At 72.4% G+C, this 15,896-nt stretch carries 11 protein-coding genes; 9 read left to right on the top strand and 2 right to left on the bottom strand.

Going from position 1 to position 15,896, the window contains the following annotated elements:
* Positions 1 to 3 precede the first annotated feature (3 nt).
* Both O7602_RS19660 and O7602_RS19665 read right to left on the bottom strand, forming a co-directional pair.
* Positions 4 to 795 carry a hypothetical protein gene (locus O7602_RS19660; protein ID WP_281584106.1) on the bottom strand — a complete coding sequence of 264 codons (792 nt, stop codon included), beginning with the start codon at positions 793 to 795 and terminating at the stop codon, positions 4 to 6.
* On the bottom strand, positions 792 to 1,211 hold the full coding sequence (locus tag O7602_RS19665; protein ID WP_281584107.1) for a YbaB/EbfC family nucleoid-associated protein: 420 nt from the start codon (positions 1,209 to 1,211) through the stop codon (positions 792 to 794). Before O7602_RS19665 ends, O7602_RS19660 begins: the two co-directional genes overlap by 4 nt.
* Positions 1,212 to 1,514: 303 nt before the next feature.
* On the opposite strand from O7602_RS19665, the gene O7602_RS19670 reads away from it, so the two are divergent.
* The 9 genes from O7602_RS19670 (at position 1,515) to O7602_RS19710 (ending at position 15,889) form a co-directional block, all read left to right on the top strand.
* Positions 1,515 to 1,835 carry a WXG100 family type VII secretion target gene (locus O7602_RS19670; RefSeq protein ID WP_348651289.1) on the top strand — a complete coding sequence of 107 codons (321 nt, stop codon included), beginning with the start codon at positions 1,515 to 1,517 and terminating at the stop codon, positions 1,833 to 1,835.
* Positions 1,836 to 1,865: 30 nt separating this feature from the next.
* Positions 1,866 to 2,168: a WXG100 family type VII secretion target gene (locus O7602_RS19675; protein WP_281584108.1), complete on the top strand. Its 303-nt coding sequence runs from the start codon at positions 1,866 to 1,868 to the stop codon at positions 2,166 to 2,168.
* A 94-nt stretch (positions 2,169 to 2,262) separates the two neighbouring features.
* Positions 2,263 to 3,180: a hypothetical protein gene (locus tag O7602_RS19680; RefSeq protein WP_281584109.1), complete on the top strand. Its 918-nt coding sequence runs from the start codon at positions 2,263 to 2,265 to the stop codon at positions 3,178 to 3,180.
* Positions 3,181 to 3,192: 12 nt separating this feature from the next.
* The gene (locus O7602_RS19685; RefSeq protein ID WP_281584110.1) at positions 3,193 to 5,934 is read left to right on the top strand and encodes a hypothetical protein; all 2,742 of its coding nucleotides are present in this window, start codon (positions 3,193 to 3,195) and stop codon (positions 5,932 to 5,934) included.
* Positions 5,927 to 6,274 (top strand): hypothetical protein, encoded by a 348-nt coding sequence (locus tag O7602_RS19690; RefSeq protein ID WP_281584111.1) that lies wholly within the window; start codon positions 5,927 to 5,929, stop codon positions 6,272 to 6,274. Before O7602_RS19685 ends, O7602_RS19690 begins: the two co-directional genes overlap by 8 nt.
* Positions 6,275 to 6,293: 19 nt before the next feature.
* On the top strand, positions 6,294 to 10,250 hold the full coding sequence (eccCa, locus tag O7602_RS19695) for a type VII secretion protein EccCa (protein WP_281584112.1): 3,957 nt from the start codon (positions 6,294 to 6,296) through the stop codon (positions 10,248 to 10,250).
* Positions 10,251 to 10,302: 52 nt separating this feature from the next.
* Positions 10,303 to 11,673 carry a type VII secretion integral membrane protein EccD gene (eccD, locus tag O7602_RS19700; protein ID WP_281590409.1) on the top strand — a complete coding sequence of 457 codons (1,371 nt, stop codon included), beginning with the start codon at positions 10,303 to 10,305 and terminating at the stop codon, positions 11,671 to 11,673.
* 6 nt (positions 11,674 to 11,679) lie between these two features.
* Positions 11,680 to 13,032: a type VII secretion protein EccB gene (eccB, locus tag O7602_RS19705; RefSeq protein ID WP_281584113.1), complete on the top strand. Its 1,353-nt coding sequence runs from the start codon at positions 11,680 to 11,682 to the stop codon at positions 13,030 to 13,032.
* A 7-nt stretch (positions 13,033 to 13,039) separates the two neighbouring features.
* Positions 13,040 to 15,889 (top strand): hypothetical protein, encoded by a 2,850-nt coding sequence (locus tag O7602_RS19710; protein ID WP_281584114.1) that lies wholly within the window; start codon positions 13,040 to 13,042, stop codon positions 15,887 to 15,889.
* Positions 15,890 to 15,896 lie beyond the last annotated feature (7 nt).

The raw sequence follows: 15,896 nt of genomic DNA on the forward strand, positions 1-15,896 counted from the left end.
GCGTCAGCCGGGATCCACGGTCATCGGCGTCGCTGACCCGTCCGGCTTGAAACTGATCAGCAGCGGGCGGTAGCCGGGCGCGGAGGGTTCGACAGCGGCGTCCTCCTTCCGCTTGACCAGGAAGAACTGGTCGCCACTCGGGTCGACGGGCTGGCCGTCGGCGGTGGTCGGCTGCCGGGTACCAAGCGGGATGACCGAGTCGTAGTAGTTGGCGTCGATCCGGGAGGTGCCGTCCGGGAACGTGGTGAGCGTCTGCAACTGGTAGCCCGGGGGAATCGGTTCACCGTCGACGAACAGGCCGGTGGTGTCGTACGTCCGGAACGCCGAGATCGCGGGGATCAGCGGGGTGAGCTCGGCGGGCTCCTCCTCGACCCGGAAGGCCACCACCGCGTGTGCGGGAGTGAGCGGAACCGGGTCCTGCGCGTCCCCGTCGGGTCCGGCCGCGAACGACGCGGAGAGCGGTGTGAAATCAGCGGCGATCCTGCGTCCGGCCTGGGCCGCGTCCTCGTCCGCCTGCCGATAGCCCTCGCCGCTGACGCGCAGCCCGACGGCCGCGTACTCCAGGTAACCCCGGACGCCGAGGATGCTGCCCTCGACGCCGTCCATGGTCGAGTCGAAGCGCTTCTGGAACTGGTTGCCCATGTCGTCGTCGCCCCAGGCGAGCGCGTACCGCGCCCGCAGCAGGCCCAGATGACGGAGGCACTCGTCGTAGCGCTCGATGTGCTGGAGGTAGGTGTCGCCGACCGAGATGACGCCTTCGGGATCGACCCAGAGGGGTCCGTTCGGGTGGTTCACGGCTGTTCCGGGCTGAGGCCGAGCAGGGCGCGGACACCGCTCGTCATCCGGGGTCCGCCGGGCGGCAGGTACATGTCGGGGCCGGCCTCACCGCGTACCATCCTGGCCGCGTCCATGCCCGGTGGCAGCAGCGGCGCGATCAGCTCCGCCGCCTGTTCCATCACCTTCTCCTTCGCCTCGGCGAAGGTCTGCAGGATGGTGGTCTGCAACTCGGTGGGGGTCATCCGCCGGTACGCGCCGGTCGGGAAGGCGATCTCGGTCAGTACGCCGTTCTGCCCGACCGTGACGGTCACCTCGCGTCGGGGCGAGGTGGCGGAGCCCTGCACCTTCCTCATCCGTTCCTGAAGGTCGCTCAGGCTGCTGCGCTGCCGTGCGTACTCCGCGAACAGCTCCTCGACGCGATCGTCCACGTTCACCGGCCGGCCCCCTTCTGCGAGAGATCCAGTAGATGGCGGCCGTGCCGAGGCCGGAAGGGGCGCGGCGGTTGTCGGGCACGAACGTGCAGGGCTTCTTTCCCTACCGCACGGCCACGGCCCGTTACCGGCCCGGCGCGTGTGGCGTACCGGGGTGAAGTAGGCAGAGTTGCCTGTCATTCGGACATGCGCCCCGCGCGGAGCTTGCCGCGCCGGGGCGATCACCAGGATCTTCGGCACGGCGGACGCCGAGCACATCTGGTTCGACGTCGTCACCCCTCGACGTACGACGAAAGGAGTGTCGTTGTGACCATGCCAACGGTGCAGACCACCGACCCGGGTATGCAGGCGGCGGCCAACGAGTTCGCCAACAAGGCCCAGGAGTTCACCGGTCACCTCCGCAGCGTCAACTCGGAGATGGCCGCGCTCCAGGCGAGTTGGCACGGTACCGCCTCGAACAACTTCAACCAGGCGATGGACAACTGGGAGCGGTCCTTCCAGACCGTCATCAACCAGTTGCTGCACATGCTGGACGTGATGGGCGTCACGACCGCCGGCTACCGGACCGCCGAGGACGACGCGTCGCAGACCGCCCAGTCGTTCGGTTCGGCGCTCCCCGGCGTCTGACCCGTCACCATCTCTGCGAAAGGAACCTCGGTGTCCAACTACCGGTTCGACTTCAACCAGGCCGACGCCACCCTCTACGACATGAACCAGATCAACGGCCGCATCTCGAGCGCGCTCGACGAGATGGAACGCAACGTCGAACGGAGTCTCCAGGAATGGACCGGTGACGCGCGCAGCGCCTATTACGTGGCCAAGGCCGAGTGGCGCAACGCCGCCGGCGCGATGACGGTCCACCTTGAGCGGGCCCGACAGACGCTGCTCACGATCTCCGACAACTACGGGACCACCGAGCAGCGGCACTCCAAGATCTGGAACGACGTCCGCGGCGGCTGACCGTCGGCCGGCTGCCGGGTCTGGTGCCCCCGGCAGCCGGCACGCCCCGGGCACCATCTCCTCCGAGTCGGCCGCGCTGGAAAGGTTGTGACGGATGGCTTCCATCGATTTCGGCTATCCCAACGAGAAAGCCATCGACTACATCGGCATCCTGGACAAGTTCAACAACGGTGAGATCGACGGTTTCTCGAAGGAACATCCGGACGGTTGGATCCAGGCGGTCATCGACCGGGTTCAGTCGGACATCATGTCGAGCCGGACCAACCACGTCGACTGGTCGGACTACTCGGCGGAGGAGCGGGCCGCCTACGAGTGGTACCGGGACGAGGTCGTCGACAACTGGGACGACGTCGTCAAGGACTTCAAGGACAACGACGTCCCCGACGAGGATTCCGTCGAGTGGGACGAGTTCGGGGAGTCCGACAAGCTCGACATCGACGGGAAGATCGACACGCCGGACGTCAAGGCGTACACCGGGGGCGACAACAAGGACGGCGACCTGAAGGTCAGCACCGAGGCCATCCGATACTTCGCGAACTCCATCGGCGAGCTGTTCGACAACCCGAACGGCAGGGGCGGCAGCCTCATGCTCACGGTGGGCGACAAACTCGGCGACCTCGACGTGCTGCCCGGCAAGTTCGCGGTGGCCGAACTGATGCGCCGCAAGATCCACGGTGGCGGCGAGGGCGTCGGGCTGATCGGCGACACCCAGGGCCTGATGGAAAAGATCCACCAGACGCTCTACACCCTGCGCCAGGACCTGCTCACGATGGCGGACTCCTATGAGAAGACCGAGGACGGCAACGCGCGTACCGGCAAGGACTTCGAGGAGAAGACCGCCGAGTTCAACGCGATGACCGAGGAGGAGTTCAGCAAGGCCATGGGTGATTCGTGGGGGAACATCGGCGACATCGGTGACTTCGGCGGCGGCGACTCCTCGGGTTCGGGCGGCAGCGACGGCGACGGGGACGGCTCGGGCAGCGGCGACGGCTCGGGCGACGGAGAGAAGTAGGCACCGCGGGGCATGGCAGACAACGACTCGGACGACTGGACCAACTCCGTCGACAAGCCGGCGACCTTTCCGCCGCCGAACACCTCGGTCGAGGACGTCAACGACCTGGAGACCTGGGCGCGGATGGACCCGCCCGGGTGGCGCCGGATCAAGGCCGCGATCAGGGGCGGCTCGGCGATCGAGAGCGACGCCGGCCGGGAGTACGCCGCGACCCTGGTCAACTACCAGAGCCTGATCGACGCCGCCAACGCGTTCCAGGAGGCGTACAACCTGCTGCACTGGCTGGAGACGTTCGTCAGCGTCCACTCGCATGCCATCGCCGGTGAGGAGAAGCCCTGGCAGGGCACTGCGGCCCGGGCGTTCCTGGCCAAGATGGACTATCTCGGCGACTACCTGGGCAGCCAGGCCGAGCGGTTGCTCGGTGGCGCGGGCATGCCCGAGACGTCGAGCGTGCCATACCAGTTGATGATGAACGCCAGCTACCTCAAGTGGGCGCAGGAGCAGGTCGACTACCTCGACGTGACCTGGGCGCAGATCGCCGCCGCCGACGGCGCCAACCACACGGGCGGCGGCAACGTGGCGATCAGCTCGACCCGGTTCGCCCGGCCGATGACGGACCAGATGCTCCAGGTCGCACAAACACTGGCGAAGCAGTACGCGCGGCTGCGGTACGGCTCCGTCAGCGGACCCGACGGCGACGGCAGCCTCGGACCCGAGCCGCCGACGCCGCCGGCCGAGCCGACCCCACCGCCGGACCCGCCGACCCCACCGCCCGTCGATCCGCCCACGGCCCCGCCGGACCCGCCACCGTACGACCCACCGACGCCGCCGCCGACCGAGTTGCCGCCGACGCCGCCACCGTACGAACCGCCGCCGACCGAGTTGCCGCCTCCGACGGGCGTGGAGCCGCCGCCCGTCGCCGATCCGCCCGACCTTTCCACGGCCGAGATCCCCGACGTGGATCCGCCCGGCGGCCCGGGCGTCGAGCCGCCGGGATCCGGACCCGACGGGCCGGCCCTCGCCCCTCCCGTCGCCTCGAATCCACCCGATGGCCTGCCCGGCCTCAACGACCCGGAATTCCACAGTCGCATCGCCGATCCACCGGGTGTCAGCAATCCACCGGGCCTCGGCGGCGGGCCGGGTGGCGGTGGACCGGGCGGAGTCGTCCCGCCCGTGGTGCCGGCTCCGCCGGGCGGCGGCAACCAGGGCAACGGCAACAACAAGCCGGTGGTCCCACCCGCTCTCCACACCCCGCCGACCAACCCCGGTGGCGGCAACAACAAGCCGGTCGTCCCGCCAGCGGTCAGCGCCCCACCGACCAACCCCGGCGGGACCACGGGCAACGGCAACAACAAGCCGGTCGTCCCACCCGCTCTCCACGCCCCACCGAACGCCGCCGGCGGTGTGGACCTGCCGGGCGCACCCGGCGCCGGCGGCGGCCTGCCCGGCGGGGTCAACCCGCCGGGCGGGGTCAACCCGCCGCCCGGCGGTCAGGCGCCTCCCGGCCTGCCCGTCGGTAGTCCGCCGCCAGGCGCGCCGATGGGACCCATGCCGGGGACACCCGGCTCCCCCGGCGCCGGGCAGGGTGGCGGATCGGCGGCGGAACGTCCCGACGCCGCCGGACTTGTCGAAGGCGACCAGGACGACTGGACCCCGGTCGTCCCCCCGCCGGTCGACCCGTCCGCCCCCGGCGGCGCCAGCCCCGGCGGCATCAGGGAACCCGGGATCAGTCAGCCGCCGGCCGCGGTGGGACCGGGTGGGGTGCCGGTGGCACCGCCGATGCCCGGCTCGCCCGGCTCACCGGGTTCTCCGGGTGCGGGCGGCGGCGCTACGCCGGACCGCCCCGATGCGGGCGGACTCGTCGACGGCGATCCGAGCGACTGGACCCCACCCACGGATGAGGTCGGTCTGCCGTCCGCTCCCGACGGCGCCGCCGCCGGCGGCGCCGGTCTGCGGGATCCGCAGGTGGAGCAGCCGCCGGTCGGGGTGCCGCCGGTCGGGGCGCCGCCGGTCGGGCAGCCGCCGGGCGCGGCGGGACCGGGCGGGGTGCCGGTGGCGCCGCCGATGCCAGGTTCGCCCGGCTCACCCGGCACCCCGGGTGCGGGCGGCGGCGGGACGCCGGACCGACCTGACGCCGGCGGACTCGTCGACGGCGACCCGGACGACTGGACGCCACCCACGGACGAGGTCGGTCCGCCGTCCGCTCCCGACGGTGCCGCCGCCGGGGGCGCCGGTCTGGGGCTCGGCGAACCGCAGGTGCCGGTCGTCGCGCCGGTGCCGGTCATCGTGCCGGCGTCCACCGCGCCGGCCGCGCCGCGTACCCCGAGGACGCCGTCCCCGTCCGGGCCGACCCCGCCCGGCGGACGGGACCGGGGACCCGCGCCGCGGCCCGGGGCCGACGACCCGGACGTGGTCCCCGGGCCGGAGTGGCGGTCGGAGGACGCTCTCGCCGTACCCGTCGTCGGGGCCGACGCCCCGGTGGGTCCGGTCGCCGCCGTCCCGGCCGTACCCCTCCCGGTTTTCGGCGGCCCGGGGGACGACGACCGGACGCCGGCCGACCGCCCGGACGCGGCCGGGCTGCTCCGCGAGGAGGAACCCACCTGGACCGGGGCCGAGCCTCCGGCGGACGAGGACCGGGTGGTGATCGTGCGGCCCGCCGGAGCGGACGCCGAGACGTCGGCCTGGGACGACTACGGGGACGCGTGGTGGCTGCACGGCGACGTCGAGCGTACGGAACGGACGAGCGATGGCTGACCAGCTCGAACCGACGCCCTTCAAGGCGTGGAAGCGGGAACGGCCGGTGGCGTCGCCCGGCGGCACCCGGCCGGCGATGTGCGGCGGCCCGGAGTACACCGCCGCCCAACGCCTCGACCTGATGCGGGAGAAGCAGCGGGCCATGGACGAGGCGGCCCGCGAGCGGGCGGAGGCCGAGGCGCGCAAGGCCGCCAAGCGTCGCCGGCCGAAGCCGGCCGACGAGGACGACGACTTCCTCGCCGCCGAACGGCTCCGCAAGGACCGGTACGCGGTCAAGCTGCTCCGGCAGGACGACTCGGCCTGGGGCGGCGGCGGGGCTGGCACGGGGGTGCTCGGATGAGCCACGACGGGATGCCGACATGAGCACGGTCACGGTCAAACGCCCGCCCCGCGCGTCCGGGCCGGAAACCCCGGACGGGGAGGTGGAGTTGCAGGAACCGCCACTGATGGCGGAGGAGGCGCCACTCGACTTCCGCTCGTTCGCCATGATCGTGCCGATGGGGCTCGGCATGGGCGCGATGATGGCCATGTTCGGCCTCTACAGCCGGGCCCCGGTGTTGTACGTGATGGGCGGCGCGATGGCCGTCGGCATGCTGGTCATGGGCGTGATGCAGGTCGGCCGGGCGGCGGCCGAGCGCAAGCGCCAGATGCGCGGGGAACGCCGCGACTTCCTGCGGTACATCGCCCAGTTGCGCCGCCAGGCGCGCAAGGCCGCCGAGCAGCAGCGGGCGGCGGTGATCTGGAACAACCCGCAGCCGGACTGGCTCTGGTCGGTGGCGATGAGCAGCCGGCTGTGGGAGCGGCGACCCAGCCACGACGACTTCGCGCGGGTGCGGATCGGGCTCGGCCGGCAGAACGCCATGCTGCGGTTCCTTCCTCCGCAGACCAAGCCGATCGAGGACCTCGAACCGCTCGCCTCCATCTCGTTGCGGCGTTTCTCCGAGGCGTACCGGACGGTCTCCGGCGTACCCACCTCGGTGGGCCTGCGCAGCTTCACGAGCGTCGAGTTCGAGGGGGAAGCCGACGCGGCCGTCGACCTGGTCCGGGCGATGGTGGCCGCGCTCGTCACCCTGCACGCGCCGGACGAGCTGCGGGTGGCGGTGCTGGCGCCGGAGGTCCACCGGGGCCCGTGGAACTGGATCAAGTGGCTGCCGCACAACGCCCACCCGACCGCGTTCGACGCGGCCGGCCCGGTACGGATGTTCGCCGGCGGCCACGAGGAACTGATGGACCTGCTCGGCGCGGAGATCTCCGACCGGGGCGATCACGACCGGGAGTCCCGGCCCTCGTCCACCGAGCCGTTCGTGGTGATCATCGCGCACCTGGCCGACCTGCCGGACAGCTCGCGGCTGCTCGGCGCGGGCATCCGCAACGTCGTGATGCTCGACCTGACCGGCCGGATGCCGGGCGGACCCAAGGTGCTGCGGTTGACCCTGGACGGGGAACAGGTGACGTTCCCCGCCGGGGAGACCACCGGCTCGGCGGCGCGCGACGGGCTCGGCGCCACCGAGTGCGAGGCGCTGGCCCGGATCATCGCCCCCAAGCGGACGAGTGGCACCCTCGACGTGGTCGAGGAGCCGCTGGAGAGCGACTTCGAGTTGACCACGCTGCTCGGCATCCGCGACGCGCACACCTTCGACGTCGCGGCGCTGTGGCGGACCCGCGCGCCGCAGCGCAACCGCCTCACCGTCCCGATCGGTGTCACCGAGGGCGGCGAGGTCATCGGGTTGGACCTGAAGGAGTCCGCGCAGGGCGGGATGGGACCGCACGGGCTGCTCATCGGCGCGACCGGATCGGGCAAGAGCGAGCTGCTGCGGACGCTGGTCTGCGCGCTGGCCGCCACGCACTCCTCGGAGATCCTCAACCTGGTGCTCGTGGACTTCAAGGGCGGGGCGACCTTCCTCGGCATGGAGAAGCTGCCGCACACCTCGGCCGTGATCACCAACCTCGCCGACGAGCTGCCGCTGGTGGACCGCATGCAGGACGCGCTCAACGGGGAGATGACCCGCCGCCAGGAGGTGCTGCGGGCCAGCGGGTACGCCTCACTGTTCGACTACGAGAAGGCCCGCGCCGCCGGTGCCCAGTTGATGCCGTTCCCGGTCCTGCTGATCATCGTGGACGAGTTCAGCGAGCTGCTCTCCAGCAAGAGCGAGTTCATGGACCTGTTCGTCTCGATCGGCCGGCTCGGCCGGTCGCTCGGCGTGCACCTGCTGCTCGCCTCGCAGCGGCTGGACGAGGGCCGGATCAACCGGGTCGAGGGCCACCTGTCGTACCGGCTCGCGCTGCGGACCTTCTCCAGCATGGAGTCCCGGTCGGTGATCGGCGTAGGCAAGGCGTACGAGCTGCCGCCCGAGCCGGGCAACGGCTACCTGAAGATCGACACCACGAATCTGGTCCGCTTCAAGTCGGCCTACGTGTCCGGGCCGTACCGGGGCAGCGGGCTGTCCAGCTCGACCGACGAGGACGAACGGATCACCGCCGAGGTCGTCCCGTTCACCACCGGCCAGGTCGCGGTCCGGCACGATCCGGGCCGGGTCCGGACCGCCGACCCGGTCGAGGAGAGCGAGCCGGAGGAGACCGACAGCACTGCCGGGCCGAGCCTGGTCGAGGTGCTGCTCAACCGGATCGCCGGCACCGGACCGCCGGCCCGCCAGGTGTGGCTGCCGCCGCTGTCGACCGCGCCCAGCCTGGACACGCTGCTGCCGAGCGTCGTGCCGGATCCGCTGCGCGGGATGACGGTGGACGACCCGGGCGCGCAGGGCCGCCTCCGGGTGCCGGTCGGCGTCGTCGACCGGCCCGCCGACCAGCTCCGCGAACTGCTCACCATCGACCTCGGCGGAGCGGACGGGCACGTCGGCATCGCCGGTGCCCCGCAGAGCGGCAAGTCGGCGTTGCTGCGCAGCCTGATCCTCGGGCTGGCGCTCACCAACACCCCGCAGGAGGTGCAGTTCTACGGGCTCGACTTCGGCGGTGGCGGGCTCGCCTCGATCGCCGGGCTGCCGCACATCGGCTCCATCGCGACCCGGATGGAACGCGACCGGGTGGTCCGGACCATCGAGGAGATCTGGCAGGTGATGGAGCGTCGCGAGCACGAGTTCGCCAACCGTGGCCTCGACTCGATCGGCGCCTACCTGGCGGCCCGGGCCCGGGGCGAGATCACCGACGCGTACGGGCACGTGTTCCTGGTCGTCGACGGCTGGTACACGATGAAGCAGGACTTCAGCGACCTGGAGACGCGCTTCCAGGAGCTGGTCTCCCGGGGACTGTCGTTCGGCATCCACGTGATCGTCTCCACCACCCGCTGGTCGGAGATGCGTACCTGGCTGCGGGACCTGCTCGGCACCCGGCTGGAGCTGCGGCTCGCGGACTCGATGGAGTCCGACGTGGGCTCGCGCAAGGCGGCCACCGTGCCGCACCAGCCGGGCCGGGGCCTGACCAGCGGCGGCCTGCACTTCCTCGGGGCGCTCCCCCGGATGGACGGCAACTCGTCCGTCGACGATCTCGCCGAGGCGACCAAGTCGACGGTCGAGGAGATCAGCACGTTCTGGAGCGGCCCGCCGGCGCCGAGCGTCCGGATGCTTCCCACCCACCTGCCGGTGGAGAGCCTGCCCGTGCCGGAACCGGCCTTCAAGGTGTGCCTGGGCCGCGACGAACAGCGGTTGGCCCCGGTGTGGCACGACTTCCTGACCACCCCGCACCTGCTGGTCCTCGGCGACAACGAGACCGGCAAGTCGAACCTGCTCCGGCTGGTGCTGCGGGCGATCCAGCAGCACTACACGCCGGATCAGGCGAAGGTCGTCCTCGGTGACTCGCGGCGTGACCTCGACACCGCGATCACCGCCGACTACCAGGTCGGTTTCGGCTTCACCGGCGACCGGCTGCACGAGTTGGCCGGGCAGACAAGCGTCTCGATGAACCGTCGCGTGCCCGGGCCGGAGATCTCCTCCGAGCGGATGCGCCGGCGCGACTGGTGGGAGGGGCCGGAGCTGTTCGTCATCGTCGACGACTACGACCTGATGACCCGCTCGGCCGGCGTGGGCTCCGCGCTCGACCCGGTGTTGCCGCTGCTGGCCCAGGGCGTCTCCATCGGACTGCACGTGATCATCGCGCGCAGCACCTCGGGCGCCATGCGGGCCATGATGGATCCGGTCCTGCGCCGGATGTGGGAACTCGGCACCCCGGCCACGCTGCTGTCGTACCCGAAGGAAGAGGGCAAGTTCCTCGGCGAGGCGGCGCCCCGCAGGCTGCCGCCCGGCCGCGCCCAGCTCGTCACCCGGCGCAGCGTGAAGCTGATCCAGACCGGACACGTCTCATGAGGAAGGGACCACAGTGAGCGCCACGCTCAGTGCCGAACTCTGCCGGGTCACCGTGGTCGGTCCGGCCCGCAAGGTCGACCTGGCGGTCCCGGCGACCACCACGGTGGCCACCCTGTTGCCGCTGTTGGTGCAACAGACCACGGAGAGCACCCAGCACCCCGACGCGGGCGTCGGCGACGGGGCGTGGGTGTTGCAGCGCCTCGGCCAGGTCCCGTTCGAGCTGTCCGGCACCCCGGAGAGCCTGGACTGGCTCGAAGGGGAGGAACTGCACCTCCGCCCGGCTGAGGACCCGCTGCCGGAACTGGACTTCGACGACCTCGCCGACGGCATCGCCACCGCCGTCAACCGGCGCACCGACCGCTGGCAGCCCGAGTACCGCCGGGTCCTGTTCCTCCTGCTGTCGGTGGTCCTCATGGGTGCCGTCGCCGCAGTGCTCACCGCGCACGGTCCGGCCCTGCCGCAGGTCGTGGCCGGCGCTGTGCTGGCCGGCGCGCTCCTGGGCGCGGCGCTGTTCTGTGGCCGCCGACTGACCGACGGCGCGTTCTCGCTGCTCTTCGGCGGCGGAGCGGCCGGTTTCGCGGCGGTCGCCGCCGCGAGCGCGGTCGACGGCGATCCGGAGCGCATCGCGGTGACCGGCGCGGCCGTCCTCGCCGCCGCCGTCGCCGTCCTCGCCGTCGCCGCGCTCCTGTTGCTCGCGCACCGGACCGTCGCGCCCCACCTGCCGCTGCCGCCGCTGCTGGTGGCCGGGCTGACCGGCCTGGTCACCGCGGTGATGCTGCTGATGCGCGACGGCAGCGGGATGAGCATGCGACGGGTCGCCGCCGTCGCCATCCTGCTGATCTTCGTGGTGATCGTGCTGGCCCCCCGCATGGCGGTGAAGCTCTCCCGGCTGCGCGGTCCGCAACTGCCCAAGACCAGCGAGGACATGTCGTACGACATCGAGCCCGCCGCCTCCGACCAGGTCCACCGGCGGACCGACGACGCGGACACCTACCTGACCGGCGCGATGGTGACGGCGGCGCTCGTGCTGCCGGCGCTGTTCCACCTCACGATGGGTGTCCGCGGCTGGGCGGGGTGGAGCTTCGTGCTGGTGGTCGCCAGTGCAATCCTGTTGCGCTCGCGTACCTTTCTCGGTCTCTGGCAGCGCTGCCCGCTCGTCGTCGCCGGTACCGTCGGCTACCTCATGGTGATCACGAAGCTCGCCGACATGCTGTCGCCCGCCTGGCGATGGGTGTTGCTCAGCACGCTTGTCGGGCTGCTGGTGCCGCTGGTGCTGGCGGCGCTGCGGCCCTGGCCACGGCGGATGCTGCCGTTCTGGGAGTACACGGCGACCTTCTTCGACGTCGCGACGGGCGTGGCCGTGCTGCCGATCCTGGCGCAGGTCCTCGGCATCTACGCCTGGGCCCGCGGACTCTTCGGGTAGCCCGCCGTGCAGACCCAACGCGACCACGTGCACGCCCACAGCTTCATGACCGGGCGACTGAGTTCGGCGCTCGTCCAGGGTGAGCCGACGAGCGCGCAGATCCCCGGGCAGCGGGCGCTGACCGGCCTGCTGATCGGGATCATCGTGGTGCTCCTGGTCGGCGGCGGGTTCGCCGTCTACGGCTGGATCGTGCCCGGCGGCAGCCGGGCGTACGGGCAGGCCGGGGCGATCCTGGTGGAGAAGGAGTCCGGCGTGCGGTACGTCTACCGCGACGGCGTGCTCTACCCGACGCCGAACCTGACCTCCGCGATGCTGTTGCAGGGTCCGTCCGCCGCGGTGAAGCTCATCTCGCGCAACTCGCTCAAGGACCTGCCGCGCGGTCCGGAGATCGGCATCGCCGACGCGCCGCAGTCCGTTCCCGGCGTCGACGCGCTGGTCCGGGGTCCGTGGTTGGCCTGCCTGCCGGGGTCGGTGGTGGACCGGCCCGGCGCGAAGCTCGGCATGAACCTCGACCCGCGCGCCCCCGCCACGCCGTTGACCGACGACACCTTCGCGGTGGTACGCGGACCGGACCGGGTCACGTACGTGCTCGCCGGGCCGTTCAAGTTCCCGGTGGCGGACGAGTCGGTGCTTGTCGCCCTCGGCGCCGCGAACGCGCGGGTGGCGTTCGCCCCGGCCGCATGGCTGGACGAGTTGCCGACCGGCGCCACGCTCGGCGCGGCCCGGATCCCCGACGCGGGCACACCTGGACCCCGGGTCGCCGGGCGGGTCCGCCCGGTGGGCACGCTCTTCCGGCAGCAGCCGGCCGCCGGGGCGGAGCAGCTCTTCGTGCTCCGCCCGGACGGGTTGGCGCCCGTCAACCGGATGGAGTTCGTCCTCGCCACGGTGCGCGGCGGCGACGCGCCGGTGACCCTGGACGCGGCAGACGTCGCGGGCGCGCCACGGTCCCGCGACCGTACGCTCGCCGACCGGCTGCCCGACCTGACCGGACACCACTGGCACGACCCCGGCCGCGAGGTGCTCTGCCTGCGGCAACGGCCGTTCAACGAGACGGTGACCAGCGAGATCGTATTCGCCGAGCGGTACATCGCGGGGATCTTCGACGACGGCACACCCATGGTGGTGGCCGAACCGGGGTCCGGCATGACGGTGACGCCGATACCCAAGGCGCGTCCCGTCGCCGAGACGGTGTTGATCTCGGACGAGGGCATCGCGTACCGGCTCGCCGACGCGGATGCCGTCGCCTCCCTGAAACTCGCCTCATCGGCTGCCGTCCCGTTCCCGAAGGGCCTGCTGGCGGCGATGCCGCAGGGCCCGACGCTCAGCCGTAAGGCCGTCAACGGTCCTGCTAGGGGGTAGCGCGTCCATGACATCCATCCGGAATCTGCTGCGCGGCGGGCGGAGCACGCCCGGCGACGTGGTGCAGCACACGGTCGGCAACGCGCTCGTCCTGCACCACCCGGACGAGATCAGCGGCGAGGCACAGTCGCTCGCGCTCTCCGTGGTCGCGGACGGCGAGAACGACCTGGTCGTACTCGATCTGGGCAGCGGCATCCCGATCGGCTCCTGGGAGTCGATGGCGGGTGTCCTGCCGCGCCGCCGTCGCGGCATCCGGCTGGTCGCCTGCGGGCAGCGCAACGACACGGCGGCGATGGCCGGGCAGTGGCTGTCGGAGCGGCTGAACCGGACGGTCATCGCGCCCGACGGCGATCTGGTCCGCGGGTCGGCCGGGGCGCTCTTCGTGCACTCGAAGCCGGGCAGCGGCTGGGTGCGGTTCCGGCCCGGCAAGCCGCCGGCCTGGGACGCCAAGCGGTATCCGACGCCGGTCTGGGACACGGCCGCGACCGAACGCCGGGCCTCCAGCTCCACCGGCGAGATCGAGCCCCTGCCCGGCGGCGTGTGGATCCACGACGTACGGGCGCCGGAGGTCGTCGCCGAGCACCGTGGTCGCCTCGTCGCCGACCTGCCGTGCCAGCCGGACACGATGACAGTCCTGCTCGGCTGCCCGGGCACCGAGCCGCTCTCGCTCGACGACGTGGTCCGGTTCTGGCGGGACCTGGATCCGGACAACCGGCTGCGGACCCGGTTCGTGCAGTACGGCGAGGTACGCATGCCGGAGGGTGAGTCGTTCGGTCAGACGCTCGCCGACCAGCTCGGCGCGAAGGTCGTCTGCTACCCGGGGGTCCCGATCGGCGCACCGGGCAAATTCGAGATCCGGACGGTACGCGCCGACGGCGTGCTGGGCTGGCCGCCGTTCGCCCAGGAACTCGGCTACTCACCCCGGGCCCACCCCAACTCGTTGGCCCGCCGGCCGCTGCTGCTCAGCCACCGGGGGCCGCTGCGGTGGACCGAGGAGATCGCACCCCGGGTCTACTGGTACGCCCCGGACGCGGTGGTCGAGGTGATCGAGGCCGGGCTCTGGATCCGTCCGGCGGACGAGCCGGGCAACGCGGAACGGGTCCGGGCGACGCCGCTCGACCCCGAGGGCATCACCATGATCTTCGACGACACCGAGTCGAAGCGGACGGCGCGGATGCGGGAGCTCGCCGACGACCTGGCGGCCCGGATCGACCGGGCGATGGGGCAGCCGCACGCGTTGTTCCCGGCATCGGTGTTGGTGCCGGGGCAGAAGCCGGGCGGCCACGCGGCGGCGACCCTGACCTCGGCGTCGCCGTCGACGCCGCCCGCGCCGGCGGCCGGCGCCGCGCCCGCCCCCGAGGTGGCGGCGGAGATCCCGACCGTCGGCATCACGGGCATCCCCGAGCCGATCGCGTTGTCCCCGGCCCCGCCTGCGGCACCCGCCATCCAGGTGACCGTCTCCACCTCGGCGCTCCCGCCCGCTCCTACCGTCCGGTCCACTCCGTCGCTTCCGCCAGCTCCGGTGATCCGGCCCGCTCCTGCGGTCCTGGCCGCCCCGCCGGTTCCGCCCGTTTCGGCGGCTCCGCCCGAGCCGGTGGCTCAGCCCGCGCCGGTGGCTCAGCCCGTGGTCCCCGTGGCTCCGTCCGCTCCCGTGGCTCCGCCGGCGCCGGTCGAGATCCCGACCGAGTCCACGATCGACGGTCCCGCCCCGGTCGGTTCGCCGGGCCTGCCGGGAGCGACGGCGACGGCCGGTACGGCGCTGCCGCCGTCTCCGCCCACCACGCCACCCGTGCCCGCGCGGCCCGTGCCCGCGCCACCCGTTTCCACCCCGGCTGTCGTGCCCGCGCCGGTGTCGGAGCCGGCGGGCGGGGACGTGCCGGTGGGGCCGGCGGGCGGGGACGTGCCCGCAGGGCCGGCGGGCGGGGCTCTGTCGACGGAGCTGGCGGGCAGGGACGCGCGGGTGGGCGAGGACATGTCGACGACGTCCGTCCGCGCGACCGAACCGGCGGCGGACAGCCCGAGGCCCGGTGCCCGGCTCCAGCCGGTGGTGCGCCCGGACGCCGCCGCCCTGCTTCCGGCGCACGGGCTGGCCGAGGAGCGGGCCTGGCTGCGCCGGTCCCTGAGCCGGGACTTCGACGCCATGGCCAGCTCGGTCTCCCGGATCATGTCGGAACACCCGGGCATGAAGGCCGGCGGTGACAGCAGCGCGGACGACATCCTGGTCGACTCGGTGGCGACCCGGCTGTTCCTGACCCGGCGGGGTGCCGGCATCGACGCCGGCCTGCGGTCGGGTGCGATCGGTCCACACGTTCCGCTCGCCCGTTGCGCGGTCTCCGGCCTCTCCCGGCTGCCGTCGTACCGGGGAAGCACCATCGTGCGTACCTCGCCGACCGCGGACGAGTGGGACCTGTACCGGGGGCGGCGGCTGGTCACCGACTGGAGTTTCGTCGCCGTGCTGACCGCGCCCTGCGCCGGTCAGGACGGCGACACCGACGTGCTGATCTGGTCGATGACCGCCCGCCGGACCGCCCTGCTGGAGCCGGAGGGGGACGAGCGCGTCGAGGACCGGGTGGTGTTCCTGCCGGGTACCCACTTCAAGATCCTGGAGGCGACGGAACCGGACGGTGGGCGTCGCGGTGCGATCCTGCTCCGCGAGATCGGCGCCAACGAAATCGACGACGACGGCCGGGTCGACCGGAAACGGTTGTCGCTCGACGAACTGGCCGTCACGTCCCTGCGTCGCAGCGTCGACAGGTGGGCCGGCGCGGACCCCCGCAAGCGGATCGGTGTCGCCTCGGCCGGTCGGTTCGGCACGCTGCCCGGCCTCGTCGGCCCGCCGGCCGGGAAGAAGGGGTGATTCCGCA

This window comes from Micromonospora sp. WMMD1128, from assembly GCF_027497235.1.
Lineage (GTDB): Bacteria > Actinomycetota > Actinomycetes > Mycobacteriales > Micromonosporaceae > Micromonospora.